General features: G+C 71.0%; 19 protein-coding genes and 3 pseudogenes. 9 read left to right on the plus strand and 13 right to left on the minus strand.

What is annotated here, in order from left to right; genetic code table 11:
• Positions 1 to 2: 2 nt before the first annotated feature.
• From FEF34_RS06095 to FEF34_RS06110, 4 genes are all read right to left on the minus strand, one after another.
• A complete protein-coding gene (locus FEF34_RS06095) occupies positions 3 to 2,003 on the minus strand; it encodes an LpqB family beta-propeller domain-containing protein (RefSeq protein WP_138052201.1) in 2,001 nt (666 codons plus the stop codon).
• Positions 2,004 to 2,014: 11 nt separating this feature from the next.
• On the minus strand, positions 2,015 to 3,346 hold the full coding sequence (locus FEF34_RS06100; protein ID WP_138057312.1) for a M20/M25/M40 family metallo-hydrolase: 1,332 nt from the start codon (positions 3,344 to 3,346) through the stop codon (positions 2,015 to 2,017).
• Between the two features lie 76 nt (positions 3,347 to 3,422).
• A complete protein-coding gene (locus FEF34_RS06105) occupies positions 3,423 to 4,256 on the minus strand; it encodes a M55 family metallopeptidase (RefSeq protein WP_138052202.1) in 834 nt (277 codons plus the stop codon).
• 158 nt (positions 4,257 to 4,414) lie between these two features.
• A complete protein-coding gene (locus FEF34_RS06110) occupies positions 4,415 to 5,137 on the minus strand; it encodes a PAS domain-containing protein (RefSeq protein WP_138052203.1) in 723 nt (240 codons plus the stop codon).
• A gap of 608 nt (positions 5,138 to 5,745) precedes the next feature.
• Between FEF34_RS06110 and map the strand changes: the two genes are divergently transcribed.
• A complete protein-coding gene (gene map, locus FEF34_RS06115) occupies positions 5,746 to 6,513 on the plus strand; it encodes a type I methionyl aminopeptidase (RefSeq protein ID WP_138052204.1) in 768 nt (255 codons plus the stop codon).
• A 118-nt stretch (positions 6,514 to 6,631) separates the two neighbouring features.
• On the opposite strand, the gene FEF34_RS06120 is transcribed toward map, so the two are convergent.
• The 5 genes from FEF34_RS06120 to FEF34_RS06145 all read right to left on the minus strand — a co-directional run bounded on the left by FEF34_RS06120 (position 6,632) and on the right by FEF34_RS06145 (position 14,983).
• Entirely contained in the window at positions 6,632 to 9,052 is a 2,421-nt protein-coding gene (locus FEF34_RS06120; RefSeq protein ID WP_138052205.1) for an MFS transporter, read from the minus strand.
• 379 nt (positions 9,053 to 9,431) lie between these two features.
• Positions 9,432 to 9,875 carry an SRPBCC family protein gene (locus FEF34_RS06125; protein ID WP_138052206.1) on the minus strand — a complete coding sequence of 148 codons (444 nt, stop codon included), beginning with the start codon at positions 9,873 to 9,875 and terminating at the stop codon, positions 9,432 to 9,434.
• Positions 9,876 to 10,171: 296 nt separating this feature from the next.
• Positions 10,172 to 12,001 (minus strand): reverse transcriptase/maturase family protein, encoded by a 1,830-nt coding sequence (locus FEF34_RS06130; RefSeq protein ID WP_138052207.1) that lies wholly within the window; start codon positions 11,999 to 12,001, stop codon positions 10,172 to 10,174.
• A gap of 654 nt (positions 12,002 to 12,655) precedes the next feature.
• Positions 12,656 to 13,780, minus strand: a complete 1,125-nt coding sequence (locus FEF34_RS06135; RefSeq protein WP_267905181.1) for an ISAs1 family transposase — start codon at positions 13,778 to 13,780, stop codon at positions 12,656 to 12,658.
• 828 nt (positions 13,781 to 14,608) lie between these two features.
• Positions 14,609 to 14,983, minus strand: coding sequence for a cupin domain-containing protein (locus FEF34_RS06145; protein WP_138052208.1), 375 nt, complete (start codon positions 14,981 to 14,983; stop codon positions 14,609 to 14,611).
• A 70-nt stretch (positions 14,984 to 15,053) separates the two neighbouring features.
• On the opposite strand from FEF34_RS06145, the gene FEF34_RS06150 reads away from it, so the two are divergent.
• Positions 15,054 to 15,494, plus strand: a complete 441-nt coding sequence (locus tag FEF34_RS06150) for a MarR family winged helix-turn-helix transcriptional regulator (protein WP_138052209.1) — start codon at positions 15,054 to 15,056, stop codon at positions 15,492 to 15,494.
• Between the two features lie 387 nt (positions 15,495 to 15,881).
• Here the strand turns inward: FEF34_RS06150 and FEF34_RS06155 are convergent, their stop codons facing one another.
• A complete protein-coding gene (locus FEF34_RS06155; RefSeq protein WP_171052842.1) occupies positions 15,882 to 16,385 on the minus strand; it encodes a GNAT family N-acetyltransferase in 504 nt (167 codons plus the stop codon).
• A gap of 125 nt (positions 16,386 to 16,510) precedes the next feature.
• A pseudogene (locus FEF34_RS06160) lies at positions 16,511 to 17,290 on the minus strand (nucleotide-binding protein); the annotation flags it as partial.
• 82 nt (positions 17,291 to 17,372) lie between these two features.
• Between FEF34_RS06160 and FEF34_RS06165 the strand changes: the two are divergent.
• Together FEF34_RS06165 and FEF34_RS06170 are read left to right on the plus strand one after the other, a co-directional pair.
• Positions 17,373 to 17,648 (plus strand): type II toxin-antitoxin system prevent-host-death family antitoxin, encoded by a 276-nt coding sequence (locus tag FEF34_RS06165; RefSeq protein WP_171052843.1) that lies wholly within the window; start codon positions 17,373 to 17,375, stop codon positions 17,646 to 17,648.
• The gene (locus FEF34_RS06170; RefSeq protein WP_199800644.1) at positions 17,645 to 17,896 is read left to right on the plus strand and encodes a type II toxin-antitoxin system RelE family toxin; all 252 of its coding nucleotides are present in this window, start codon (positions 17,645 to 17,647) and stop codon (positions 17,894 to 17,896) included. The genes FEF34_RS06165 and FEF34_RS06170 overlap by 4 nt, the downstream gene beginning before the upstream one ends.
• A gap of 166 nt (positions 17,897 to 18,062) precedes the next feature.
• Here FEF34_RS06170 and FEF34_RS06175 read toward each other — a convergent pair.
• A pseudogene (locus FEF34_RS06175) lies at positions 18,063 to 18,203 on the minus strand (LexA family protein); the annotation flags it as partial.
• An 85-nt stretch (positions 18,204 to 18,288) separates the two neighbouring features.
• On the opposite strand from FEF34_RS06175, the pseudogene FEF34_RS06180 reads away from it, so the two are divergent.
• The 3 genes and pseudogenes from FEF34_RS06180 to FEF34_RS06190 form a co-directional block, all read left to right on the plus strand.
• Positions 18,289 to 19,061, plus strand: a pseudogene (locus tag FEF34_RS06180) (Rv2578c family radical SAM protein); the annotation flags it as partial.
• Between the two features lie 207 nt (positions 19,062 to 19,268).
• Positions 19,269 to 20,858 (plus strand): alpha/beta hydrolase, encoded by a 1,590-nt coding sequence (locus FEF34_RS06185; protein WP_138052211.1) that lies wholly within the window; start codon positions 19,269 to 19,271, stop codon positions 20,856 to 20,858.
• Between the two features lie 365 nt (positions 20,859 to 21,223).
• Positions 21,224 to 21,595: a GNAT family N-acetyltransferase gene (locus FEF34_RS06190; protein WP_325063621.1), complete on the plus strand. Its 372-nt coding sequence runs from the start codon at positions 21,224 to 21,226 to the stop codon at positions 21,593 to 21,595.
• Here FEF34_RS06190 and FEF34_RS06195 read toward each other — a convergent pair.
• Complete coding sequence (locus FEF34_RS06195) at positions 21,544 to 22,119, minus strand: HEAT repeat domain-containing protein (protein WP_138052212.1); 576 nt, start codon at positions 22,117 to 22,119, stop codon at positions 21,544 to 21,546. The genes FEF34_RS06190 and FEF34_RS06195 overlap by 52 nt on opposite strands.
• A gap of 682 nt (positions 22,120 to 22,801) precedes the next feature.
• Between FEF34_RS06195 and FEF34_RS06200 the strand changes: the two genes are divergently transcribed.
• A complete protein-coding gene (locus FEF34_RS06200) occupies positions 22,802 to 24,583 on the plus strand; it encodes a 3-hydroxyacyl-CoA dehydrogenase family protein (protein ID WP_138052213.1) in 1,782 nt (593 codons plus the stop codon).
• 307 nt (positions 24,584 to 24,890) lie between these two features.
• Positions 24,891 to 25,727: a TetR family transcriptional regulator gene (locus tag FEF34_RS06205; protein ID WP_199800645.1), complete on the plus strand. Its 837-nt coding sequence runs from the start codon at positions 24,891 to 24,893 to the stop codon at positions 25,725 to 25,727.
• Positions 25,728 to 26,616: the final 889 nt, after the last annotated feature.

Consider the following 26,616-nt stretch of genomic DNA (forward strand, 5'->3'; position numbering starts at 1 on the left):
GTTCACTTCCTCAGCTCGAGCGGGGGGACGTCGGTGCGCCGGATGCCGAAGGTCTGGGCGTACAGCGAGAGTTCGGCCTCCAGAGCACGGATCATGGTCTCCGCCCGGCGGAAGCCGTGGCCCTCTCCCTCGAAGGCGATGTACGCGTGCGGTATGCCGCGTCCCGCCATCTGGGCGAGGAAACGCTCGCTCTGGACGGGCGGGCAGATCGGGTCGTCCAGCCCCTGCAGCAGCAGGAAGGGCACGGAGATCCGGTCGACGTGCTCGATCGGCGACCGCTCCCGATAGCGGCCGGGCACCTCGGTGAGCGGACCGACCAGTGACTCCAGGTACTGCGACTCGAAGTCGTGGGTCTCGTCGGTGGCCCAGCCCATCAGGTCAAGGATGGGATAGATGATCGTGCCGCAGGCGTACACGTCCGTGCCGGTGAGCGATGCCGCGGTGGTCCAGCCTCCGGCGCTGCCGCCGCGGATGGCGAGCCGGTCCGGGTCGGCGGTGCCCTCCGAGGCGAGGGCCTCGGCGACCGCCGCGCAGTCCTCCACGTCGACGACGCCCCACTGCTCGCGCAGCCGGTTGCGGTACTCGCGGCCGTATCCGGTGGAGCCGCCGTAGTTGACCTCGGCGACGCCGATGCCGCGCGAGGTGAAGTAGGCGATCTCCAGGTCGAGGACGAGCGGCGCGTGTCCGGTCGGTCCGCCGTGCGCCCAGATCACGAACGGGGGCAGTTCGTCGTCGGGGGCGACCCGGTCCGGGTTGTGGGGCGGGTAGATGTGTGCGTGGATCTCGCGGTTGTCCGGACCGGTGAAGGTACGGATCTGGGGTTCGGGGTAGTACGCGGGGTCCACGGCGTCGGCGTGCGCCGCGCCGATGACACGGGTCCGCCCGGTACGGGTGTCGAGCTCTACGACCTCGTAGCCGGTGCGGGGGCTGGCCGCCACGCCGACGACCCTGGTGCCGTGCGCCGCGAGAGTCGGGGCCCACTCCGTCCAGGGCCCCGCCGCGTCGACCAGTTCGCCGGTCTCCGGGTCGAGAATCCCGAGAGCCGTGGACCCCTTGCCGTGGATGACCGCGATCAGTCCGCTGTCGAGCGGCTGGAACCACTGCAGGCCGATCTTCCACAGCGGACCGCCGAACTCCTCGTTCCGGCCCTCGCACAGTCCGGTCGCGGTGGGCTCGGCACCGGCGAGGGCGTCCGGCCGGATACGGCGCAGCTCCCACCAGTTACCCGGGTCGGACACGAGCAGCAGCGAACCGTCCGGGGCCCAGTCGACCTGGGCGACCGACTCGTCGGGGCCGCCGGCGACGCAGCGCACCGCGGTGAACGGTCCCGTACGGGAGACCTCGCCGACCATGGCCTCGGTGCCGTCCCACGGCATGCGCGGATGGTCCCAGGCGATCCACGCCACCCGGCTCCCGTCCGGGGAGAGCCGGGGGCCGGTCACGAACCGGTGCCGGTCGTCGGTCAGTTCCCGCACGACCGCACGGTCCTCCGCCGCGGAACCGTCCAGCGGCACGGCCGCGACGACGCGCCGCACGTCGGTGGGGGCGTCGCCGGTGAACTCCTCCAGCACACACCAGACCTCGCCCCGGTCCAGCAGCACCACCGGGTCGACCCAGCGCAGTCCGCCTCCGGCCCCGGACACCGGGGTGAGCGGCCGCGGGTCACCTACGCCGTCCGGTTCGAACACATACAGCCGCTGATCGGGGTGGTGGACGAAGACGACGAGCGGGCCGTCCCCGGGCCGGGCGGCGGCAGCCCATGGCCGGCCGCCGTACTCGATGACCCGGCTGCGCACGTTCCAGGGGGCGGGCAGGACGGACTCCTCGGCGCCGCCCGCTCTCCGGCGCATCAGTGCCCGGCGCCCGCCCTCGGCGGGGCGCGGCGCGGTCCACCACACCTCCTCCCCGACGACGCCGGCGAAATCAGGACGGCCGTCGTGCGAGGCCGCGAGCGCGGCGTCGATCGGCGACGGCCAGGTGCCGTAGGCCCCCGTGGGTACCATGCCAACCCCCCTTATGCGGACTTCAGATAGTGGTCGAGGACGCGGACGCCGAAGTGCAGGGCTTCGACGGGGACCCGCTCGTCGACTCCGTGGAACATCGCCGCGTAGTCGTAGCCCTCGGGCAGCTTCAGCGGTGAGAAGCCGTAGCCGGTGATGCCGAGGCGCGAGAACTGCTTGGCGTCGGTGCCGCCGGACATGCAGAACGGGACGACGTGCCCCTCGGGATCGAAGCGCTCGATCGCCGCGCGCAGCTTGGCGAAGGTCGGGGATTCGACGGGCGCCTGCAGTGCGACCTCCCGGTGGTGGAACTCCCAGTCGACGTCAGGTCCGGTGAGCCGGTCGAGTGTCTCCCGGAATTCCTCCTCGCCGCCGGGCACCATCCGCCCGTCGACGAAGGCACGTGCGTGGCCGGGGATCACGTTGACCTTGTAACCGGCGTCCAGCATCGTCGGGTTGCTGCTGTTGCGCACGACCGGTTCGACCAGCGCGGCGGCGCGGCCGAGCTTGGCCATCAGGGCGTCCACGTCGAAGTCCGGCGCGTCGAGGTCGGCGGTGATGCCCTGCAGGGCCGCCAGCTCCGACAGGGCCGCGCGCACGGTCGGGGTGAGCCTGACCGGCCACTCGTACACACCGATCCTGCCGATCGCCGCGGCCAGCCGCGTGACGGCGTTGGAGCGGTTGACCTTGGAGCCGTGACCCGCCCTGCCGTGGGCGGTGAGCTGCAGCCAGGCGGTGCCGCGCTCACCGGCGCCGACGGGGTACAGCACCGTTCCTGGGCCGGCGTGGAAGGTGAACGCGCCGGATTCGCTGATGCCTTCCGTGCAGCCCTCGAAGAGTTCGGCGTGCTGGTCGGCGAGGAAGCCCGCCCCGTCCTCCGCGCTGGCCTCCTCGTCGGCCGTGTAGGCGATGACGATGTCCCGGCGCGGCCGGATGCCCGCGCGGTGCCAGGCCCGCACGACGGACAGGACCATCGCGTCCATGTTCTTCATGTCGACCGCGCCGCGCCCCCAGACGACGCCGTCGCGGACCTCGCCGGAGAACGGGTGGACGGCCCAGTCGGCCGGCTCGGCCGGGACCACGTCGAGATGCCCGTGGACGAGGAGGGCGTCGGCGGAGGGGTCGGTGCCCTCGATCCTGGCGACCACGTTCGTACGGCCGGGAGTGCGCTCCAGCATGACGGGCTCGAGGCCGGCGGCTGCGAGCCGCTCCGCCACGTACTCTGCGGCGGGGCGCTCACGGCAGTCGCCGCCGCCGAGGTTGGTGGTGTCGATGTGGATGAGCTCGGACGTGAAGCTCACCACCTCGTCGAGGGCGGTGTCGTCGACGGGTGAGGCCTTTGTCATGTCGTGGGACCTGTCCCTGTACGGCGTGTCGGATGGTGCGGTGGGCTCGGTGGTCCGGGTGGGGCTGCGGGTCACGTCAGCCATACTGCTCCTCCACCGCGGCGGAGACGATCGTCGTGACGGCCTTGAACGTGCGAATGGCCTCATACATGGTCTCGCTGGTGTAGACGGTGCGGCGCTCACCGCTGCGGGCCGTCCCCGGCACGACGGTGGCGGCCGCGGCGAGGTGCTCCGCGTCGAACTCCAGCTCCACGGTGAACGGTCCGCCCCGGACCGGCTCGTGGCGGACGGCGAGGGCCGTGGCCTCCTTGGCGGCGGCGCGGATGTCCGCGGCCGTGCGCGCGGGCGTGCGGCACACCGCCGCGTACCGCGAGACATGGTCCTTGACCGCGACCTTCCGGGCCTCCGGCGCAAATCCCAGGGCGTCCTCACAGGTGAGGTCGTCGCCGGTGACGAGGATCACCGGGACCCCGTACTCCGCGACCACGTGCGCGTTGAGCAGGCCCTCGCTCGCCCGGGTGCCGTTCAGCCACACGCCTGTGATCGAATTCGCCAGATAGGTGTGCGCGAGCACGCCCTCGGCACCGGCGCCCGTGTGATAGCCGACGAAGGCGACACCGTCCACGTCGCCGTGCTGCACGCCTTCCACCATGGACAGCGGCTTGTGGCGTCCTGTCAGCATTTCGGCACGGTCGTCCAGGCGCTCCAGCAGAAGGTTCCGCATGCTCCAGTGCGCTTCGTTGATGAGCACCTCATCGGCACCGCCGTCGAGGAAGCCGAGCACCGCCGCGTTCACGTCCGAGGTGAAGAGGGACCGGCAGCGCTCCCACTGGGGCGTGCCCGGCAGCACGTCGGCCGGCCACGTAACACCGGTGGCGCCCTCCATGTCGGCACTGATCAGGATCTTCATGCCAGGAACCGTACGCGCCGCCTGCCGCGTCGACCACCCCTGTGGATAACTCCCGATGGTTCAGGCCGATGAAGTCACTCGTTCCGGCCTCCGACCAGCCCCTTCACCGTCTGCACGGGCGCCTCGGGCCGCCTCGCAGCGCCTTCCCGGGAGGGCGTTCACCCGGCGCCGCCGGGTACGAAGGACCGGCACCTGGGCACGCCCCGTTCAGGCGTCGCCGGCATCCGGTCGGCGCGGTCGAACTCGATGACGGGACAGCCCAGTTCCCGTACCCGGCCGACGATCCCGCCGGGATCCCGGACTCCCGTGCCGGGCAGGACCGCGGCGAGCCGGCGGAGCAGTTCGCCGGAGTCGGGGAGTTCGGCGTGCAGGGCGAACCCGGGCGCGACGCGTCCCCCGCCGGGCGCGTCGCCGGAACCGAACCGCCCGGCATCCGCTGCCAGGACGAGGAGCCGCTCCGGTCCCGGGTCCGGGAGCGGGTACGCCCACCACAGCACGTCGATCCGCTCCTCCCGAGGCCGGCCTCCGCCCGCACCGAGCCGGGCGCGCCCCGCCACCGGATAGAAGACGGGCGTCCCGGACGGGGCCCCCGGTCCGGCGCGGCGGCCGCCGCGGCCCCACGACCGGGACGGCAGGGATACCGAAGCCCCCGGGGACGACGAGGACAGCGCGGCGTCGGCCGCCGTCAGGGCGCCGCTGACGGGCAGCAGGTCCGCGGCGGGCCGGCCGACGGCCGTCTCCTCGTCGTGGCCGAACAGCGCCCGCGCGCCCGCGGACCAGTGCGAGACACGGCCGGCGCCGTCGACGAGGACCACGGCCAGGCCGGCCGGGCCGACCGCCGCCGACCGCCGCCGCAGGACCGGCGGAACGCCACCGTCCATGACTGACAGGCTCCTTCCCGGACGCGGGATCCACGACAAGTGACTCAACAGTAGGCCCCCGCGAGCACGGCCCGCCGGTCATCGCGCGAATCGGCCGGGGACCCGCGCACCACGAGCCGGGACAGCGCGATCCGCGCCTCTGCCCGACCCGGTCCCACCGCGTCCGCACCGGGCCCGAACCTCCGGCGTTTCCGAACCTCCGAACGATCCCGGGGCTTCGAACGATCCCGGAACTCCGCCGTTTCCGGATGTCCGGGCGGTTCTGGTTGTCCGGGCGGTTCCGGAAGTCCGGGCGTTTCCGGGCCTCCTGGGCCGTGCGCCGCCTCCGGCCCCGGACCCGAGTGGTCGGCACGCGAAGCCCTTCGAGGGGCGACGCAGGAGTCCGCGTCGGGCCGCGTCGGGAACATCCGGTTCCCGACGTTCCGGAGGACGCCCCGGCGCCGGCTGCCACGTCGGCCGCGTTCCGGCCACCCGTGGCCCACCGGAGCAGGATCCCGAAGCGCTCTCCGTGCCCACCGCTCCCGCGAACCGGGAGGAACCCCCGGCACATCCGTGATACTAATACCGGTATAAGAATTGGGTAGCTCGGACGGCAGGGAGTCGCACACATGGTGGAGATCAAGACGGACACGGCGCTGGAGGCGATGAGAGAAGCCGGACGCGTCGTGGCCAACGCGCTTGCGGCCGCCCGCGGCGCGGCCGCCGTGGGGGTTCGTCTGCGCGAGCTCGACGAAGCCGCCCGCACCGTCCTCGGCGAAGCCGGTGCACGTTCGCCGTTCCTGGGCTACCAGCCCGCCTTCGCCCCGGCCCCCTTCCCCGCCGTGATCTGCGCGTCCGTCAACGACGCCGTCGTACACGGCATCCCCGACGACTACCGCCTGCGCGACGGCGACCTGGTCGGTATCGACTGCGGAGCCGAACTCGACGGCTGGACCGGCGACGCTGCGATCAGCTTCACCGTCGGCACCCCCCGCCCCGCCGACCTCGAGCTCATCGCCGCCACCCGGCAGGCCCTGGACGCCGGCATCGCCACCGCCACCGTCGGCCACCGGATCGGAGACGTCTCCCATGCCATCAGCACGGTCGCCCGCAAGGCCGGCTGCGGTATGCCGGCCGACTTCGGCGGCCACGGCATCGGCCGCCGGATGCACGAAGACCCCCACGTCCCCAACCACGGACGACCCGGCCGCGGCTTCCCCCTGCGCCACGGCCTGGCCCTCGCCATCGAACCCATGCTCATGGCCGGAGGACGCAACGGCTACCGCACCGACCCCGACGGCTGGACCCTGCGCACGGTCGACGGCAGCCGAGCCGCCCACATCGAACACACCATCGCCGTCACCGAAGACGGCCCCCGCATCCTCACCCTGCCCTGACCCCCGATCCGCCGGCACCCCTCGGGAACGGCTCCCGGCACCCGAAGAACGCCACAACGCCACGGCACGGCCGTTCCAGTCCGCCGGCTCCGGTCAGGAGTGGACCGGCGGCTTCCGGTCAGGAGTGCGGGTCCTCGTGCCCCAGTTGGAGTTCTCGCTCCGTGCGTCCCCCGGCCGCGACCTGCAGCACCGTCGCCACGGGCGGATAGCCCGCGGCGATGACGGTGTACTCGCCGGACGACAGATCGACGAAGCGGAAGCTCCCCTCGGGACCCGTGGTGAGCGTGTCGACCACGTTTCCCGCCGCGTCGAGCAGGGTCACCCGCGCGTCCTCCACGGGCCGCCCGCCGCCCGCGCGCACCGTGCCGCGCAGGACCGCGCCGCCGGCGAGTTCGATGTCCTGGCGGGTCTCCCGGGACGCCTGGACGCTCACGGGCAGTGCGGCCGGGCGGAAGGCCGGTGCACTCGCCGCGAGGGTGTACTCCCCCGCCACCAGGTCGCCGATCACATAGCCGCCCTCCCGGCCGCTGCGGGTGGACGCGACGACCTCGCCGCGCACATCGGTCAGCGTCACCGCCGCGTCGCGCACGGGGCTTCCGTCCGCGGTGACCACACTTCCGGCGAGCCGTCCGGCGCCGCCGAGGACGACATCCAGGTCGACCGGCCGCTCGCCGACGGTGACGGACACGGCCTGCGGCTGGTGCCCGCCGGCCGCGGCGATGAGGACGTACGAGCCGGGTCCGGGGACGCTGAGGGCGTACCGTCCGCCCTCGCCGCTCGCCCCGCGTCCGATCTGCTGCCCCCGGACGTCGATGAGGGTGAGCGCGGCGCGGGGCACCGTGCTGCCGTCGAGGTGCCGAACCGTGCCGCAGACGGGCACTCCCGCGCCGGGGGCCGCCGGCGCGGGTGCCGGGGCGGCGGGCGCCGTGCGGGCGTGCGGCACGGACATGGGTTCGGCGGCCGTGGGGGCGTTGTGGGTCACCAACGGTTTCTCCTTGAGGAAGAAGGCGAGGATCAGACCGAGGACGAGCACCGGCACGAGGTAGAGGAAGATCCGCGGCATCGCGTCCGCGTACGCCTGGACGTAGCCGTCCCTCAGGGCGGGCGGCATCGCGTGCACGAGCTGCGGTGTGATGGCCTGCACCTCGGGCATGCCCTCGGGGGGCGTGGGGATGCGGCCGGCAAGGGCGTCGGCGAGCCGGTCGGCTAAGAGGGTGCCGAAGACGGCCGCGCCGACGCTGCCGCCGATCTGGCGGAAGTAGTTGCTGGCGCTGGTGGCGGTACCGAGGTCGGCGGGCGGTACGGAGTTCTGCACCGCCAGGACCAGCACCGGCAGCACCAGGCCCACACCGACGCCGAGGACCGCCTGCCAGACCGAGTACGTGAACCGGGAGGTGTCGGTCCCCAGCCCGGACAGCAGCCACATGCCGACGGCCGCGAGGGCGGTACCGGCCACGGGATGGGACTTGTAGTGACCGGTGCGGCTGATGAGGTGGCCCGACACGATGGAGGCGACGACGATGCCGCCCATCATGGGCAGCATCAGCAGGCCGGACTCGGTGGCGCTGGCACCGTCGACCATCTGCAGGAACGTGGGCAGATATCCGGCCGCGCCGAAGAGGGCGACGCCGACCACGGCCCCCACGAGACCGGTGACGTTGAAGACCGGGTCGCGGAACAGCCGCAGGGGGATGACGGGTTCGGGCGCATGGTGCTCGACGGCGAGGAAGAGCAGGGTCGTTCCGGCGGCGCCCGCGGCCAGGGCGAGGATGACGCGCGAGTCCCAGGCGTACTCGGTCCCTCCCCAACTGGTCAGCAGGACGAGGCAGGTGGACGCCGCGGCCAGGCACACGGCGCCGAGGACATCGAAACGGCCCCTCGCCTGCGGCTTGGGAAGCTTCAGCACGACGGCCACCACGACGAGGGTGACGAGGCCGAACGGAACGTTGAAGTAGAAGCACCAGCGCCAGGACACGTGATCGGTGAAGAAGCCGCCGAGCAACGGCCCGGCGACCGAGGCGAGCCCGAAGGCGGCGCCGATGAGCCCCATGAACCGGCCGCGTTCCCTGGCCGGGACGATGTCGGCGATGATCGCCTGGACGCCGATGATCAGCCCGCCGGCGCCGACGCCCTGAACGGCCCGGAAGGCGATGAGCTCGTCCATCGTCCGGGACCAGCCCGCGAGGGCGGAGCCGGCGACGAACACGACGATGGCGAACTGGAAGACGCCCTTGCGGCCGTAGAGGTCACCGAGTTTTCCGTAGACCGGCAGTCCGATGGTGGCCGTGAGCAGGTAGGCGGTGATCGCCCAGGACATGCGGTCCAGCCCCTGGAGTTCGCCCACGATCTTCGGCAGCGCCGTGGCGACGATCATCTGCTCCAGAGCGGCGAGCAGCAGCGCGAGCATCAGACCGAAGAACACGAGCCGGACCCGCCGGGAACTGAGCGCGGCAGCGTCCCCGGCTCCGGCGGCGGGGGGTGCGGGACGACCGGTCGTCCCGGCGGTCTGCCCGTCCTTCACCAGAGTGGTCCCGCCCACGTACTGCTCCCCTCGTCGCGGCTGCGCGGCGTCATTCTTCGCATTACACGCCAAGACGGATCAAGCGGGAAGCTTGCGGCGAGGAGGGGGCGCAGGGTGGGCGGGCGGGGACCCCGGGGGCGCACAACAGTCGCCCATCAGGCGCTTTTCTGCGCACCTGGTGCGCCGCGGGTTCCACGGAAGCACGGGGAAAACCACTCGAAACGGTGACCCTTACGGGGGTGCGGCGGAGAGGAGTTCACCTCCGGACCAGGTGAAGGACCGTCCGGATGCGCTCCCATGGAGGGAGAGGCTCCGCCTCGAGCGCGAGGCCACCCTTCACCCGGGAGGATCACCGCCCGAGAGGATCAGCGCTCAAGCCGATCGGTGATCGAGATGCTCACTTCCCGACTTCGGCGGCGAGGTTCGCGAGCACCTCGTCGTAGATCCGGGCCAGGCCCTTGGGTGCGAAGGTGCGCTCGAAGAATCCGCCGATGCCACCCGCGCCGTTCCAGACGGTGGTGACCACGACCCGCGAGCGGCCCTCTCCGGCCGGCGTCACGGTCCAGGTGGTGACCATCGAGGAGTTGCGGTCCTTCTCGACGAGCTGACCGTCGGTCGGTTCGGTCACCTCGAGGAGGCAGTCACGGACGCGCTTGCTGGTGGCCTGGAGCTTCCAGTGGACGAGGGTGCCCTCGCCGTCGCCTCCCTCGCGCACCTGGTACTCGCTGAAGTGCCCGGGCAGGAGCTTCGCACGGGTGTCCTTGTAGTCGGCCAGCGCGTCGAACACGGCCTCCGCGCCCCCCGCGACGATCCGTTCCGACGTGGCCTCGACCTGCGCCATCGCTTCTCCTTCAGTGCTCGTTCCCGGCAGTGCCACCAAGCCAACCACCTCCGCCCCGGCCGCCCAAATTCGGGGTTGCGACGATCAAGGTTCTATTCCATGGTCAGCGCTACCCGGAGGCGCCCCTGCGCTGGGTCAATCTCGCCGAGAGCGGCCTGAACGCCGCGGACCCCGACGGTCCTGGCATTCCAGCATCCTTACTGCCGACTTGCCGGCCCCGCAGGGTAGGCCGCCGGCGAGGTGTCCGCTGATGCAGACCCTTTTCCGACGGCCCCCCACCGAACCGGGCATGCGACTTATCGCCGCACCCGGCTCTCCAGCGTCGATTCCATCGAGTCCTGCCGAACGGAGAATCCGCTGTGGATTCCGTTGTGACAGTCACGGCAGACGATCAGGGTTTTGCGGCGGCGCGATGCCATCTGCTTTGCCCAGTCAGGCTGTTCAGCCTGACTCCCGGAGCGGAGGTCACTCAGGCGCCGAATGTGGTGCACTTCGACTTCCGTTCGCGCCGTGCAGAGTTCGCAACGGCCGGACATGAGCCGGTCGATGAGTTCTGCAGGACGCTTCCTCCAAACCGCAGGAAGGTCGTCTTTGAGAGTCACCCTCGTGGTCCTTCGGGCCAGCGAGACCCCGCCCCAACGGGCGACCAGCGGCTTCTTTCCTTTGCCGCGTTCGACCTTGATCTGTAGACCCCTTCGGGGTCCAGCAGGTGTCTGCCAGGTGGCACGGTAGCGATTCCAGACCTTGTTGACGCTGATCTTGTTCTTATGTCCCAGCGTCTTGGTCAGGGATCGTTCCGTGATCCACCTCAGCAGGCCGAGGCGATGCCGGTTGTATGCCAGCTGGTAATACTCCGCGAGGCCCCGGAACTCTGACTGAAACCGCGTGACGATCCGGAAATCCGAGTCGTGCACGCGCTCCAGCAGAGCGGCCGGTTTTCCGCGGCGCATATAGGGCTTGCATTTTCCGCGCACGACGTCCATTGGCACTTTCAGGCCGATCTGCCCATTGATAGAGCGATGACCGTTCCGATCGCGCTTGGCATCGTCGTGCAGGACCACGATTTCGTAGCCGAGGAAGCGAGCGGCCTGTGTCCGCCCGTGGGTAATCAAAGTCTTCGGCTCGGAGAGTTCCAGCTTCAACCGGTTCCGCAGGAACCTCCCGATCTTCTCCTTGATGTACTCGGCCTCCCGTCGCGTCCCGGAGAACCCCAGCAGCCAATCGTCCGCGTAGCGGACGTAGTGCAGCCGTCGGAAGCCAGGATCGTTTGGATCGTGCGAAGGGAGCTGTTGCAGTTGGCGGCGCAACTGTCGTGCTTCCTCGCGCTCTCCGCGCTTTTCCAGCTTCCAAGCCGCCTTGTGTATCCGCATGTACGGCAGATACGGCTTGCGGCGGGCTCCCCGGTTGAAGAGGGGTAAGAGTGTTGTCTCAACGTACTTGTCCAACCGGTTCAGGTAGATATTGGAAAGCAAGGGGCTCAGAACACCCCCTTGTGGCGCACCACTCAGTGTTTCGTGGTAGCGCCATTCCTCCAGGTATCCGGCCTGAAGAAGTCCGTCGATCAGCTGCAGGAAGCGACTGTCGTGAATGTCCTCGGCCAGGATGGAGTGCAAGACTCCGTGATCCAGCCGGTCAAAACACTGGGAGATGTCTCCCTCGACGAACCAGGTGACACTACGCCACGTCTCGGAAACTTCCGTGAGCGCAGTGTGGCACCCCTTTCCCGGCCTGAAGCCGTGAGAGCGGTCAGAGAACTGCGGCTCGTAATACGCTTCCAACAGGGAGCGGATAACTTCTTGCAGCAGCTTGTCCGACCACGAAGGCAAACCTAGGGGCCGACGCTTCGCGGGAGATCCCTTCTTCTCGATGTATACGCGTCGTACCGGGGTCCATCGATATCGCTCGTAACGCAGCGCATCGATGATCGTCTGAATTTTCTTCAGACTCATGCCGTCCACGGTCTCCTGAGTGGAGCCGGGCGTGATGGAGCCGTCATTGCGGTAGATCTTCCCGTAGGCCCGCAAGTACAGCTCCGGGTTGAACAAATGCCGATACAGCCTCTCCAGTGGCAATCCTCTCTTGCCGCGTTCATGGATGATCTCCATCAGGGCTTCGGCTCTCTGCATTACGCGTACCTTGCCTCTCCGGATATCGTGGACACCTGTGCCACTTGGCCCTGTAAGCGGCTCTCCCGCTCTCCCTGGTGGGGCGTTACTCCCACGACTACTACTGGCACTCCGTCACCGTAGGGCTCGCGCCCCTTAGGCGATCCCGAATTCCTCTTGCATTGGACGTATCGAGCGTGACGTAGGCGGCCTGTCCGTTCCCTTGAGTGAGCTCGCTGCCCACCGTCCACCAGCCGGAAGGGTTGGGGCGAAGCAAAGGGGATTCGCCTGATGCTGGTGGCTCCGCTCCGGGCGTTGTATGTCGGAGGATGCACATTTCCATCCCTGGGAACTTGGCTTCAAACAGTCTGGTCTTCGCCATATCACACGGACTTTGCGCGGCAGCACTATAAACGCCTTCACAAGGCTCCACGCTTTCCCGCCATGCTGTTGTCCCCTCGCGCTTTCGCGTCCAGGTGAGGCGGGTAGTCCAGAGGCTTCTCCTTCCGAACCTCTACTCTCTGCGAGAGTGATCCAACGCCGAGTTAGACGGCGCAACTTCCCCATGTGACCGGCTCTCCCGGCCTCGGAGTACTACGGAGCCTCCGTCCTGCCCGACAGCCATCAGCCGGCGATGGGCCTGCCCTCCACCCAGGGCTCCGGCAAAGTTGTTGATCAGGCTGTCAGGAGCAGGTTGATGGGGCGGTCGGTGGCGCGTGCGTGATGCCGTAGGGCGGCGGCGATGTTCTGGTGTCCGTCCAAGCGCAGCAGCGTGATCGCCGTGTTGCGCAGGGCGGCCATGACGCGGGGTGCGTTGCCGGTGCGGATCTGGGAGCGGTCTTCGTCGAAGGTGACGTCGCGGACCCAGTGCAGGCGGTTCTCGATCTCCCAGTGCGACTGCGTCCATGCGGCCAGGACGGCGGGCGGTGCGGTGCGGGCGTCCGCGCTGGTGATCAGGTAGACGATCTCGACGGTCCGTCGGCCCTTGCGGGTGACGGTGCGCCGCAGTTGGGCGACTTGCTCGGCCCCGGCGAACTCGACCCATGCCGGCACGTCGACGACCTTGATCGTGCGAGTGGCGCGGCGTCCGTGTCCTCGGTCCGTCCTGGTGACGGCGGGTATCGAAGTCCAGGGGAGCGCCTTGAGCTGTGCGTACAACGACTTCTGATTCGCCTTCACGGTCAGGACGTAGTCTCCTCCGCCCCTGGTCACCAGAGTCGCGGTGTCGTGCTGGGTGTGCAGTGCGTCCATCGTGACGACGACGCCGTCCAGGTCCAGGAGTTGAAGCAGTTCCCGGGCGGCGGGGATCTCGTTGCTCTTCTCGCCCACCGCGACCTGACCGAGCACCGCGCCGGACCCGTGCGCGAGGGCGGCGACCAGATGCGGGGCCGTGGAGCTGCCGCCGCGTGCGCCCCGGACCGTCTTGCCGTCGATGGCGATCACCCTGCGGCCCGCGACACGTGCGGTCCTGGTCAGGGCCCAGACTCCCAGCACCGCATCGAGACGGTCCGCGTCGAGGCGGGCGAACAGGCGCCGCAGCGTTGATTCGTCCACCCCGCCCCGCTCCAGGCCCAGCCGTTCCAGCGCGACACGTCCCGCGTCCCGGGCCCACTCCCCGATCGCGGTGAACCCCCGGGCTCCGGCCACCACCGCGCACACCGCCACCGCGATCAGAGCACCCACCGGGTGCCGGACACCGCGTCGACGGCGCGGATCAGGTATCCCGGCAAGCAGTTGGACGAGGAGCTCATGAGCCGGGGCAGGGGTGCGAACAGGCGCAGGGATGAGAGACGATGGCATGGCGCGGGCGTGATCCCCTGGTCGGACGGTAAGGCGTAGGAACCTCCATCCAACCGGACCGGACCACGCCCGCGCATCTCTTCCGCCCCGCAAAACCCCATGTCACAGGGCTGCAGAACGACTTTGCCGGGACCCTGGCCCTCCACCGGACTGGAGATCCGGCATCGGGCGACCGCAGGCAGTTCCCACGTTCACCACGAAATCGATCGACAGGTGAGGTGCCCAGCTCTACCCCGGCAGCATCGCCGCGCTTACGCCGCAGACTTTCGGCGTGGCCTCCCCACCGATGAGTAGAGTCGGCTTCGAAGTCGACCACCGACGAGCACTGGTCGTCGTGCACTGCGTCCGGCCCAGATCCGCCAGGTTCGAGCCGGTGTCGTAATTACGGGGCGTCAGGCACTGATTTCTCGCGTGCACCTTCCTGTCTCGCTAGCCGGACCCGGGCCGTCTGGCAGTACCAACCCGTCCCGGCGTTGTCGGGGCTGCTTACCGCTCGGCTCGGCATCCCCCGAACCGAACTGCCCCCAGCTTCAACCGGATTGCCGCGACAACCCCGGCGGTGAAGGTCTCTCACCTCACTCGATTCCATGGCGCCTCGTGGCGCACCTACGCGGTACGACAAGACACCCGCGAGCTACCTCGCCGGCCTTCACCTCCGCACCTCGATGATCTGGCTCAGAGAGCTCACCCGGACCACCTGATGATCACAACCGCATACGCTCCCTAGTGTCTCGTGTTCCCGTTGATGTCACGCCAGTTGACGCCACGCAAGGCGCTGACCAGCACCTTCGGGTCGAGCGTGAGTGACACGAAGAGAATCACGAGACACTAGTGAGCCCAGGGCGGTGTGATGGTGTCGCCGTCAGCCATTTTGGCGATGAGCCCAACACGTGTGGTGACCCACATGTGGGCGGGCTGGTCGGTGGTGTTGGCGACCGCCAGTTCGGAGCCTGCAGGTGCCACTGCCGCGTCACCTGCGCGGAGTTCGGCGCTCTCACCGTCGATGGCGAGTCGGAGGCGACCGGAGAGGACGTAGAAGATCTCCTCGTCGCTGATCGTGTGGGTCGGCCCCACCATTGCGGCCGGGATCTCGACGCGCCAGGCGGCGAGGTCCCGGCCGCCGGTGTCCGGACGGACGTAGGAAACGAAACGGCCACCGTGAATCTCGTGCACGACGGCCTCGTCACTGCGGATGAACGGCATACTCCAGCCCTCCTCTAGACAAGTTACTTGTCTAGATAGACAAGCTGCTTGACGAGTTATAGTCAAGCCCATGGACGACGCCCTGGCCTTCTCCGCACTCGTGCTGGCACTCTCCGGACATCTGGTGCAGGAGATCCACACCAGCGTGTCCCAGCAGGGATTCGAGGACCTACGACCCGCACACGGCTTCGCCTTCGCCCGCATCTCTGCAGGCGGCGCCACCACGGCCGACCTGGCCGAGCACCTGGGGGTGACCAAGCAGGCCGCCGCCCAGCTGGTCGAGGAGCTGGTCCGAAAGGGGTACGTGGAGCGGCATCCACACCCTCACGATGCCCGCGCCCGCCTCCTGGGGCTGACCGAGACCGGCTGGGCCGCCACGTGCGCCGCCGACCAGGCAGCCCGGGCTGCCGTCGCACCGTGGCGAGAAGTACTGGGCCAGGCGCGCTTCAGCGAACTCGTCGCCGACCTGACACTCCTTGCACCGCCGGGACCGATCCGCCCTGCCTGGTGAGCCGATGGCCCACCGCTCTGGAGACCGCCGGCCGTGAACAAACCGTCCGCCAGGGCAACCGGCCAAGTGGAAGACGACACGCGAGGTGCAGTGTCGAGCCCTCCGCGGACCGGTGAACTGTCAAGCCCTGGTCGGGGTACTTACCGGGAGCAGCCGTGATCGGCATCCTTCCGGGTCTTCGACGTCTCCATCAAACCCGGGGCGATTCAGTCGCTGTCGCCCAGCCAACCGAAGAGTTCTGCGGTATACGCCACGTTCCTGACAAGGCCATAGAGTCCAGACCATACAGGGCCCGGATCTGTGGCACCGGACATGGCGTCCTGGCCGCAGTTCCCCTCCTTGGCCGAGCAAGCGCCGTGGGTGCCCTGCGTGCTCCCCTTACCTCCATTACGTGTCGGGGTGCTCCGGCAGGGCGAGCCAGTCCGACCAGGAGATCTCGCCGCCGAGGAATCGCGGCTGCTCGAACGGCCAGTCGGCGGCGATCCACTGCGGCACCAGCGCGTTGAGGGCCTGCTCGACCTTGCTGCCCACCAGCTCGTCCACCACCCACCAGGAGATCTCGCCGTCCGCGCCGGCCCTCTCCGGTGGGTCGATGTAGACACAGCCGAGCAGAGCTGTCTCCGCCGCGTCGAACAGCGCGTAGTTGAAGGACTGGTGTGCGGCGATCTCCTTCTCGTGCCGCAACAGGTCGGCCTGGTCGGCCTCGTAGGTCATGGTGGCCGCGGGCCAGCCCCAGGCCGGGCCGAAGATGGTCCACAGCCGCTCGCGCGAACCCATCACAGCCGGATAGTCGAGCGGGGTGTCCGCCTCCCGGATCGGCCGCAGGTGATGGCCACCGCCCGGCAGCGGTACCAGGACGGGGTGGACGAAGTCATCAGGAAGCCAGCTCATGGCGCCCGACCGTAGCAACGCGCGGCCGTCCGCTCCCCTGGACTTTCCCCGCATACCGCCAGGCCCACTGTCGGCGTCCTGAACCAACGTCATGGAACGGTAGCCGGTGAGCATCACCAGCTCGGGAACGGGCTGAGGTACGGGATCGTCTGGACCAGGTCGCGGATGGTCGCGCCCGTCTCGCGCCGCACCCGTCGCCCGAGCGTGCCCGCGTCCGGGTTGGCGTCGATCGCCAGGATCTTGTCCTGCCGCTCGGTGGCCAGGGTGGCGCCCAGCGCGGTGGTGGTCGTCGTCTTGCCGACGCCGCCCTTGAGGCTGATGACGGCGATCCGGTAGCAGGACAGCACCGGTGTGCGGATCAGGTCGAGCTTGCGCTGCCGCTCGGCCTCCTCCTTCTTGCCGCCGATCCTGAACCGGGCCGAGGAAGGGTTGCGGCTCGACTTGGCCTTGGGCTTGGTGTTCCGCAGCAGGCGGTCGGACGAGAGCTCCACCGCCGCGGTGTATCCCAGCGGAGCACCCGGAACGGAACGCTCGCGCTGGTCGTGCGCGACGGGCTGCGGCCAGGCCGCACCGGCCCGCGGGTCGACCGGGCCCGGCGGGGGCTGCTGTATCTGCCCCTGAGGATGCGGTTGTCCGGGTCCCCGGCCCTGCTGCTCCGGTGGCTGCTGCGCCGGCGACTGGGGAGCGGCCGACACCGGGAGGTGCGGCGGCTGCCCGCCCTGGGGCGCCTGGTGCGGCAGCTGGGCGGGGACACCGGGCTGCCGGGCCCCCTGCGGGAAACCGTAACCGCCCTGCGGGGGCCGGGCGTCGGGGCCCGGAGCGGCGGGCGGCAGCGGAGCACCGGGCTGCTGCACCTGGGACAGTCCCGGACCTGCAGGCTGAGGGAAGCCGTAACCAGCATGCGGCACTGAGCAGCGGGACGGGCACTCGCGGTGCGCTTCACACAGCCCCACCCGTACACACTCTGCAATGTGTACAGTTTCGGTTATGGATGAGACGTATCCGCTAGTGCAGGCCCGCAACGAGCTCGGCCAGCTCGTCAACCGGGTCCGGCACGGCCACGAGACCATCGTGATCAGCGACTACGGCAGCCCCGCCGCCGCCCTGATCCCCATCGACGAGCTCGCCGAGCTCCGGCGACTGCGCGACGAGCACGACATCGCCGAGGCCCAGCGCCGCAAGGACGGCGGCGGCCCCGTGATCGGCCACGACGAGCTCATGGCCGAACTCGAGGCCGACGACACCCACGCCGCCGCCTCGTGACCTACACAATCGTCTGGCAGCAGCAGGCTGCTGCCGAATACCGGCGGCTGCGCGAGCTCGACCCCGCGGGCGCCAAGGAATGCGCCGCAGTCGTGCGCGCGCTGGCCACCGACCCCCGCCCCGCCGACGCCCGCCAGCTCGGCGGCTCCGGCTTCTGGCGCCTGCCCGTGGGCGACTGGCGGATCCTCTACGAGCCCGACGACGAGACCGTCACCGTGCTCGTCCTCAAAGTCGGCCGCATCCCCTGATTCTCGGCCCCGTCGTGCATCCGGGCACCCGGCCGCGTGCCTGGGACACTGGACAGTGCCAGGCCCCGTGGGGCATGGAAGGAGCGCCGGGAACCCCCGATGGAATCGGAAGCACGGCGCCACGCACATCCGGCAACCCTCACTCGGGCAGGTAGCCCGGGAACGGTCACAAGGTGCGCAGCACGGCGACGACCTTGCCGAGGATGTGCGCCTCCTCGCCCGGGATCGGGTCGCAGGCGGGGTTGTGAGGCATCAGCCAGACCCGGCCGTCCTGGCGGCGGAGCCGCTTGACGGTGGCCTCGCCGTCGGGCAGGTTGCAGGAGCCCAGGGGGTGGGAATCTTGCTGCCGCGGTAGCGATACCGGGTCACCGGAATCGCTACTGATCTTCCGCATGGACCTCGACCCCGGGCACGAATTCGACAGCCAGATCGTCGTCAAGGTCAACGCCCCCGAGGTACTGCGCCGGCAGCTGGCCTCCCGGCGCCGGCAGGGTGCGCACGTCGCCATGGGCACCAATGTCGACCACTACCAGCGCGCGGAGGGGCGCCACGGGCTGATGCCCGGCATCATCGGCGCCCTGCGCGACCACGCCAACCCCTTCTCGACCCTCACCAAGGGCACGCTGATCCTGCGCGACCTGGACCTGCTGCGCCAGGCGGCTGACGTGACCGACGTCGGCATCTCCGTGTCGGTCGGCTTCACCGACCGCGGGCTGTGGCGGTCCGTGGAGCCGGACACACCGGCACCGGAGCGGCGGCTCGATGTGGTCCGGACGCTCGCGGACCACGGCATCGGCTGCGCGGTGCTGATGGCACCGGTGATCCCCTTCCTCGGCGACCACCCGGACCAGCTGCGCGCGACCGTACGGGCGGTCGCCGCGGCCGGGGCGACGTCCGTTACCCCGCTGGTGCTGCATCTGCGGCCCGGCGCGCGCGAGTGGTTCACGGCTTGGCCGGCGCGGGACCATGACCACCCGCACCTCTGGTGCGCCGCTGTGAACGGCTCTACGCGGAGGGCGCCTACGCCTCCAAGTGGTACCAGCGGCGCATCACCCGTCATGTGCACGAGCCGGCGGCGGAGTTCGGCATCGGCCCGGCACGGCGGGGCGCGCCGAGGCGCGTTCCGACCCCGGCGGAGCCCTCCCTCGCCGAGCCCGCGGCCCCACCCAGCTCACCCTGCTCTGACCGCCGCCCGGGACACGCCCGCCGCCCGCAGCGTGCCCGACCCGACGCCCGTCCGGTTCGCCCGGAGACGAGCAGACACTCACCAAAAGGGTCGTTTCCCAGGGAAAAACGCCTCACCGGTTGATATCGGGGAAATCTGTCCCGGGGCTCTGCCGCCCGGGCGCGCCCCGCCATCCCGGGAGGACATGTGAAGAGACGGGCAGGAGTGCTGGTCGCCATGGGGGCGACGGTGGCCGGACTGGTGACCGGTGCGCCGTCCGCCGCGACCGCGGGCCCCGTGGCTCCGCAGGCCTCGGCGCTGAAATGGGCCGGCTGCGCGACCGAGGAACACCCGAGGCTCGAATGCGCCTCGCTCCAGGTGCCGCTGGACCACGACGAACCGCAGGGTACGAAGATCACGCTCGCGCTGTCGCGGATCCGGCACACGGCGAAGACGTTCCAGGGGCCGCTGCTGGTCAACCCGGGCGGCCCGGGCGCGTCCGGGCTCAAGACCGCCGGGTTCGTCGCCGCCTCGCTGCCCGCCGGTCTGGCGGCGCAGTACGACGTGATCGGCTTCGACCCCCGCGGGGTGGGCAGGTCACGTCCGGCGCTCGACTGCCGGCCCGGGCACTTCGCGCCGGTACGCCCCGACTCGCTGCCGCTGGACCGGAAGACCGAGCTGGCGAACCTCTCCAGGGCCCGCTCCTTCGCCCTGGGCTGTGCGACCCGGCACGCCGAACTGCTGCCCCACATGAGCACGGTCAGCATGGCGAAGGACCTCGACCTCGTCCGGAAGGCCCTGGGGGCCGCCAGGATCAACTATCTCGGGTACTCCTACGGCACCTATCTCGGGGCCGTGTACGCCAAGCACTTCCCCGGGCGCGTGCGACGCGCGGTGCTCGACTCCGTGGTCGCCCCGGACAGGGTCTGGTACCGCGCCAACCTGGCCCAGAACCTGGGATTCGACGCGCGCCACAAGGCGTTCACCGCCTGGGTGGCGAAGCACCACACGACGTACCGGCTCGGCAGCGACCCGGCGCGGGTGGAGGCCGCGTGGTACGCGATGCGCGCCTCCCTCGCCAAGGCGCCCGTGGGGGGCGAGATCGGTCCGGCCGAGCTCGAGGACACCTTCCTGCCGGGCGGCTACTACAACGGCTTCTGGCCGTACCTCGCGGACGCGTTCGCGGCGTTCGCCCGCGCCCGGGACACCGGACCGCTGCTGGAGGTGTACCGGGCCTTCGCCGCGGTCGACAAGGAGGGCGAGAACGCCTACTCCGTCTACGCGGCGGTGCAGTGCAGGGACGCCGCCTGGCCCCGGAACTGGGGCACCTGGCGCCTGGACAACCGGGCGGCCCACGCCAAGGCCCCGTTCTCCACCTGGAACAACGCCTGGTACAACGCCCCGTGTCTGTTCTGGCCCGTGGCGCCACTCGACCGGACGGACGTCACCAACGACAAGGTGCCGCCGGTGCTGATCCTCCAGGCCACGGACGACGCGGCGACCCCGTACGAGGGGGCCGTCTCCGTCCACCGCGCACTGCGGGGCTCCCGGCTCGTCGTCGAGCAGGGCGGCGGCAACCACGCGACCTCGCTGAGCGGGAACGCCTGCATGGACCGCCATGTGACGGACTACCTGGCCACCGGGAAGCTCCCTCCGGCCGCGGCCACGGGCGAGGCGGACGCGTTCTGCGCGACGGGGAAGGAGCCGAAGCCGCTGAAGCCGGGGGCGCGCACGGGCCTGCCGGATGCGGACAGGGCAGGTGCCGCGCTGCACCGAATCCTCGGTCATCGCAACTGACGTACCGGTCCGACAGCGCGTCGCCCGGTTCGCGCCCGGCGATACCGGGTGGTCGGGGCCCGGCATCGCCGGGCGGGAAAACCCGGCGGCGCGCTGTCGGTGGCGTGCGCCAGGATGAGGCCCGTGAACACGCGCCGCACGCCTCCCGGCGCCACCGGCCGCGAGAGGGCCCCGGGGCCGGTGGGCCACACGGGGATCCTCGTCAGGGAGATGTCGGAAGCCGACTGGGAGGCGGTCGCCGCCCTCCGGGTCGCCGGCTGGCGGCACGCCTGCGCGCTGATGTTTCAGTCGTACCTCGATGCCATGGACGAGGCGGAGGACGCCGAACGGCACCGGGCCCAGCCGGCCGCCGCCGGGGCGCCGGCGTGGGGCACCTGGTCGCGGAGCCAGCCGGGGAGGTGGCCGGCTGGGGGTGCTGCGGGCCGTACCGCGACGAGGGCACGACGACCGCCGACGGCGAGGCGGACGCGCTCTACGTCCGGCCGGACCGGATCGGCACGGGCATGGGCCGCGCGCTGCTGGATGCGCTGACGGCCCGGGCCGAGTCGGACGGCAGGCCGGCGCTGCTGCTGTGGGTGCTCTGGGAGAACCGGCGGGCGTGCCGCTTCCCCGAGAGGGCGGGATTCCTGGCCGACGGGGCGGAGGAACCGTTCGAAGTGGACGGTGTCGCCGTGCCCGAGACGCGTTACCGCAGGCGGCTGAGCGCCGCGGAGGCGGCGGCGGACAGTCGGGGGTGAGCCAGCGCGGACTCCAGGACCGGACGGGCGCGCTCGTCGGCGAGTGCGCCGAGCCCCTCCACACAGGCGAGGGCGACGCGCCAGTGCGGGTCGCCGGGGGCGAGTCTCCGGCCCAGGGCGGTGATGAGCGCCGGCGCGGACTCGGGTGCGCGCAGGGTGGTGAGGAGCCGGACGGGGACAAGGGCGTAGGCGACGCGCAGTTCGTTGGTCGCGAGGGCGGCGGCGGCCGCCGCGGTACGGGGATCGCCGAGCCTGCTCAGAGCGTGGGAGGCGGAGACGCAGCGCTCCGGATCCCGGTGGTTGAGCAGCAGCACGAGCGGTTCGAAGGAACGGCGGTCGCCGGCGCAGCCGAGTCGGAAAGCGGCTATCTCCCGTGCCCACAGCGGCAGCTGGGTCTGGGTCAGCACGGTGGCCAGGGCGTCGGGATCCGCGATCGCGGTCAGCCGCCTGTGCAGTTCGTCGTCCGCCGGCCCGGTCAGCTCGCGGCGTGTGCGGCGGGCAAGATCCTCGAGATCCGCGTCCATGCGAGCAGCCTAGGGCCCGCGCCCGCGGCCGGTGGGGCTCTTCGCGGATCGCCGCCCCCGCGCGGACGCGGCCGCGCGGTCGTCCCGGGTCCGCCGGGGATTGCCGACCCGGCCGCAGGCCCGCTCACCCGTGCGACGCGGTCCCCCCGTCACCCGGCGCGGACCCGGCCGCGGGTCCGTCCCCTGCCCGGGCAGCGGCCCCGCGCGCCGGTGCCCACGGCCGCCCGCCCCGCGCACCCCCGCCCAGGGGAGATCGGGGCAGCGCACGCCCCGAAGGCACCGGCAGCCGCGGACCGGCCCGGTACCCGGCCGTCCTTCGAAGGCGACCCGTCGTTCCGCCTGGCGCGGTTCGCCCGGTGGCGGCGCAGATCACATCCGCGCAGGGCTGGCGCGCTCGTTACCCGCGAGTTAATCTCATGTGAGCGGGCAACACCCGCTCTGCTCTCGGCGGCCTGGTGACGCAGCCGTTCGGGGGTGACTCCCCGGCCCCACGGCCCGGGAGAGTCGGTCGGTTCGGCAGTTCAGTACGGCGTGACTCCGGGACAGGGTCCGTCGCCACCTTCATCGCGACACGCACCCTGCGCGTGCCGCGCGCCCCTCCGGTCCGCGGACGCGGACCGCCTTCGGCGCCCTGCGGCACGTACGCCCTCCCTCAGTCGTCACTCACTCCTGGAGTCCCGTGATGGACACCCCTCTCTCCACCATCGCCGTCGTCGGTCTCGGCACCATGGGCACCGGTATCGCCGAGGTGCTCGCCCGGGCCGGACGTGAGGTCATCGGCATCGACGTCAGCGAGACCGCCGCGCGCCACGCCGCCACCGCCCTCGAAGCGTCCACCGCACGCGCCGTGCAGCGCGAGCGCCTCACCGAGGAGGAGCGGCGGAACGTCCTGGCCCGTTTCCGTACCTTCTCCGACATCCAGGCGGCGGCCGAGGCCGACCTCGTGATCGAGGTCGTGCCCGAGTCGTACGAGCTGAAGCAGCAGGTCTTCCGGGAGCTCGACGCCGTCGTCCGCCCCGGAACGATCCTCGCCACCGGCACCAACGCGCTGTCCGTGACCCGGCTCGCCGCCGACTCGGCGCACCCCGAGCGGGTTCTCGGCATGCACTTCTTCAACCCGGCCCCCGCGATGCGCCTGGTCGAGGTGGTCTCCTCGGTGCTGACCGCCCCGCAGGCGGTGGAGGCCGTCACCGCGCTCGCCCGCGACCTCGGCAAGGAGCCGGTCGCCGTCGGCGACCGTCCCGGATTCGTCGCGGACGGGCTGCTCTTCGGCTACCTCAACCAGGCCGCCGCAATGTACGAGGCGAAGTACGCCTCCCGCGAGGACATCGACGCCGCGATGAAGCTGGGCTGCGGGCTGCCGATGGGCCCGCTGGCGCTGCTCGACCTGATCGGCATCGACACGGCCCGCACCGTCCTGGACGCCATGTACGCCGAGTCCCACGACCGGCTGCACGCTCCCGCGCCGATCCTGAAGCAACTCAGCGAGGCGGGGCTGACCGGCCGCAAGTCGGGCCGCGGCTTCTACACCTACGAGGCCCCGGACAGCGGCACGGTCGTCCGCGACGCGCTGACCCCGCTGGAGACCACACAGTCCGCCGGCGGCCGCCCGGTGAGCTCGGTCGGCGTGGCCGGTTCCGGCACGATGGCCAGCGGGATCGCGGAGGTCTTCGCGAAGGCCGGTTACGACGTGGTCCTCGCCGCCCGCAGCCAGGAGAAGGCGGAGACCGCCAAGTCCCGTATCGCCAAGTCGCTTTCGCGCTCCGTCGACAAGGGGCGGCTGACCGCCGAGGCGCGGGACGAGACGCTGGCGCGGATCACTCCGGCCGGGTCGCTGGACGCCTTCGCCGAGGTCGATCTGGCGCTGGAGGCCGTCGCGGAGGACCTCGAGGTCAAGCAGCAGCTGTTCGCGACGCTCGACAAGGTCTGCAAGCCGGGCGCGGTCCTCGCCACCACGACGTCCTCACTGCCCGTCGTCGCCTGCGCCCGGGCCACCTCGCGGCCCCAGGACGTCATCGGGATGCACTTCTTCAACCCGGCGCCGGCGATGAAGCTCGTCGAGGTGGTCCGTACGGTCCTGACCTCGGACGACGTCCACGCCACGGTTCGCGGGGTGACGGCGAGGATCAGGAAGCACGCCGTCGACTGCGGTGACCGCGCCGGCTTCATCGTGAACGCCCTGCTGTTCCCGTACCTGAACAACGCGATCAAGATGGTGGAAGAGCACTACGCGACCCTCGACGACATCGACGCGGCGATGAAGCTCGGCGGCGGATACCCGATGGGGCCCTTCGAACTGCTCGACGTGGTCGGTCTCGACGTCTCCCTCGCCATCGAGAAGGTGCTGCACCGGGAGTTCCGTGACCCGGGTCTGGCCCCGGCGCCGCTGCTCGAGCACCTCGTGGCCGCGGGCTGCCTGGGCCGCAAGACGGGCCGCGGCTTCCGCGAATATGCCCGGCGCTGATTCCGGCCGCGCGAACGGAGCGGGCGGCCGACGGGGAGGAGCGTGGGTCGGCGAGCGGGTCGAGGGCCGAGCCCGGCAAGGCGGAGGAGGAGAGCCCCGTGGCCCTTCGGGCCCGGAGCCCCTCCCGGGCCCGAAGGGCCACGGGGGACTCGCCGCGCGCGACGACGTCGCAGCCGGGCGGCAACCGTCGGCCCGCGACGCCGCGGACCCCGGTGCCGGCCGCCCGGCCTGGGGCGGGCTGCTGGACGGAACGGGCAGCCCGCCCCTGGAGGCGCAGCCCCCTGCGCGGATGCAGTACGTTCAGGGCATGTCCCAGCCCGCTGACGCCCACCGACGCACCGCCCGGAACTCCGCCGCGCCCGCGACGTCCGACGCCCCCGAGAGCGCCGCGGGCAGCCGCGCCGCCGCCCAGCGGCTCAAGATGCGCCGAGAGCTGGCGGCGGCCGCGATGGAACTGTTCGCGACCAAGGGGTACGAGGCGACGACCGTCGACGAGATCGCGGCGGCGGCCGGGGTCGCCCGGCGCACCTTCTTCCGGCACTTCCGCTCCAAGGAAGAGGCGATCTTCCCCGACCACGACGACACGCTCGTGCGGGCCGAGGCCGTGCTGAACGCCGCTCCGGCCCATGAGCACCCGCTCGACACGGTGTGCCGGGGCATCAAGGAAGTCATGAAGATGTACGCGGCGTCTCCCGCGGTGTCCGTCGAGCGGTATCGCCTGACCCGCGAGGTACCGACGCTGCGGGAACGGGAGATCGCCTCGGTGGCCCGCTACGAACGGCTCTTCACCCGCTATCTGCTGGGCCACTTCGACGAGCGCGACCACCACTACGGCAATGACGACCCGCTGCTCGCCGAAGTCGCGGCGTCCGCTGTGGTCACCGCGCACAACCATGTGCTGAGGCGCTGGCTGCGGGCGGGCGGCCAGGGCGATGTGGAGGCCCAGCTCGACCACGCCTTCGCCATCGTCCGCGAGACGTTCGGCTCCGGTATCGGCGCGGGCCGCGCCGGGGCGGAACGCGCCCCCGCCTCCGCCGCCGCGCAGGTGCGGACGGGCGACGAGGTCCTGGTCGCGGTGGCCCGCACGGACGCCCCGCTCCCCGAGGTGATGCGCACGATCGAGGAAGCGCTGCGCCGCCGCTGACGGCGTCGCGACGGCCCGGCCCGGCCGTGCCGGGCCGGGCCGTCGCGTTCCGGGGCGTGAGGTTCCCCCGGCTCCGGGACGTCGGGATCCGGAACACCGGGCTCCTTGCACCGACCCGATCCCCGCCCACCGGCCGCGGGCGGCGGACCCGGCTCCGACACCTGACCGCAGGCCGGGCACGGCACGCTCACACCGCGCGGGAACAGGAACACGGCGCACGGCCGCGCGGGGGCTCGCCGGCGCGAGACGGCCGGAGGCCCGCCTGGCGGCCGCGGCACGCGGGTGGGACTGCCGGCCCGCCCCCACGAACACGGCTGCGAGCGGAACGAGTTCCGCAGTCCGGCGGCGCCCGAGGCCGTCCCCGTGACCCCGCATCACCACCTGCGCGCTCCCCGGCCGCCCGGCCGCGGAGCGCTCCGGCGCGCCCGCGACGTCGGGCGGGGCCGGCCGTCGCCGCACAGGTCCCGGCGACGACCGCCGCCGGTCCGGCCGGGAGCCCGGAGGCGGCGCCGGAGCCAGGGGCGCGTCCATGACATAGACCACACCGCAGTCACCGAGCGGACGCGGACGGGAACTCCGCGCAACCGCAGCACCTGCCGGGAGGGCCGTTCACGCAGGTCAGCCCCGAATTCGATCGATCATCGCTCATGTGTGACGCGGAGATTGCATGTGAGTGAAATTGTTGGCACGCAGTGTCTTGCGGGCTGGCACGGCGTGCCATACGTTGAAGTTGTCCGGGCGGCCGGCGTGCAGAGGACTCTCGTACGCCGGCTGTCCCCGCAAGCCCCACGGCTCGCGCGCCCGGACGCCTGCGTCACAGGCAACCTCCCGCGCACACCAGCGCTGCCAGCACCACCCGCCGAACCGACGGCACACCTCCACAGAAGCA

The sequence above is a fragment of the Streptomyces marianii genome (assembly GCF_005795905.1).
GTDB lineage: Bacteria > Actinomycetota > Actinomycetes > Streptomycetales > Streptomycetaceae > Streptomyces > Streptomyces marianii.

Excerpts from the sequence above, each read along its gene's own strand:
- FEF34_RS06165 (WP_171052843.1), top strand. The coding sequence starts at position 17,373 with ATGGATGAGACGTATCCGCTAGTGCAGGCCCGCAACGAGCTCGGCCAG.
- FEF34_RS06150 (WP_138052209.1), top strand. The coding sequence starts at position 15,054 with ATGGACGACGCCCTGGCCTTCTCCGCACTCGTGCTGGCACTCTCCGGA.
- FEF34_RS06200 (WP_138052213.1), top strand. The coding sequence starts at position 22,802 with ATGGACACCCCTCTCTCCACCATCGCCGTCGTCGGTCTCGGCACCATG.
- FEF34_RS06205 (WP_199800645.1), top strand. The coding sequence starts at position 24,891 with ATGTCCCAGCCCGCTGACGCCCACCGACGCACCGCCCGGAACTCCGCC.
- FEF34_RS06095 (WP_138052201.1), bottom strand. The coding sequence starts at position 2,003 with ATGGTACCCACGGGGGCCTACGGCACCTGGCCGTCGCCGATCGACGCC.
- FEF34_RS06100 (WP_138057312.1), bottom strand. The coding sequence starts at position 3,346 with ATGACAAAGGCCTCACCCGTCGACGACACCGCCCTCGACGAGGTGGTG.
- FEF34_RS06125 (WP_138052206.1), bottom strand. The coding sequence starts at position 9,875 with ATGGCGCAGGTCGAGGCCACGTCGGAACGGATCGTCGCGGGGGGCGCG.
- map (WP_138052204.1), top strand. The coding sequence starts at position 5,746 with ATGGTGGAGATCAAGACGGACACGGCGCTGGAGGCGATGAGAGAAGCC.
- FEF34_RS06110 (WP_138052203.1), bottom strand. The coding sequence starts at position 5,137 with ATGGACGGTGGCGTTCCGCCGGTCCTGCGGCGGCGGTCGGCGGCGGTC.
- FEF34_RS06130 (WP_138052207.1), bottom strand. The coding sequence starts at position 12,001 with ATGCAGAGAGCCGAAGCCCTGATGGAGATCATCCATGAACGCGGCAAG.
- FEF34_RS06195 (WP_138052212.1), bottom strand. The coding sequence starts at position 22,119 with ATGGACGCGGATCTCGAGGATCTTGCCCGCCGCACACGCCGCGAGCTG.
- FEF34_RS06155 (WP_171052842.1), bottom strand. The coding sequence starts at position 16,385 with ATGAGCTGGCTTCCTGATGACTTCGTCCACCCCGTCCTGGTACCGCTG.
- FEF34_RS06135 (WP_267905181.1), bottom strand. The coding sequence starts at position 13,780 with ATGCCATCGTCTCTCATCCCTGCGCCTGTTCGCACCCCTGCCCCGGCT.
- FEF34_RS06105 (WP_138052202.1), bottom strand. The coding sequence starts at position 4,256 with ATGAAGATCCTGATCAGTGCCGACATGGAGGGCGCCACCGGTGTTACG.
- FEF34_RS06145 (WP_138052208.1), bottom strand. The coding sequence starts at position 14,983 with ATGCCGTTCATCCGCAGTGACGAGGCCGTCGTGCACGAGATTCACGGT.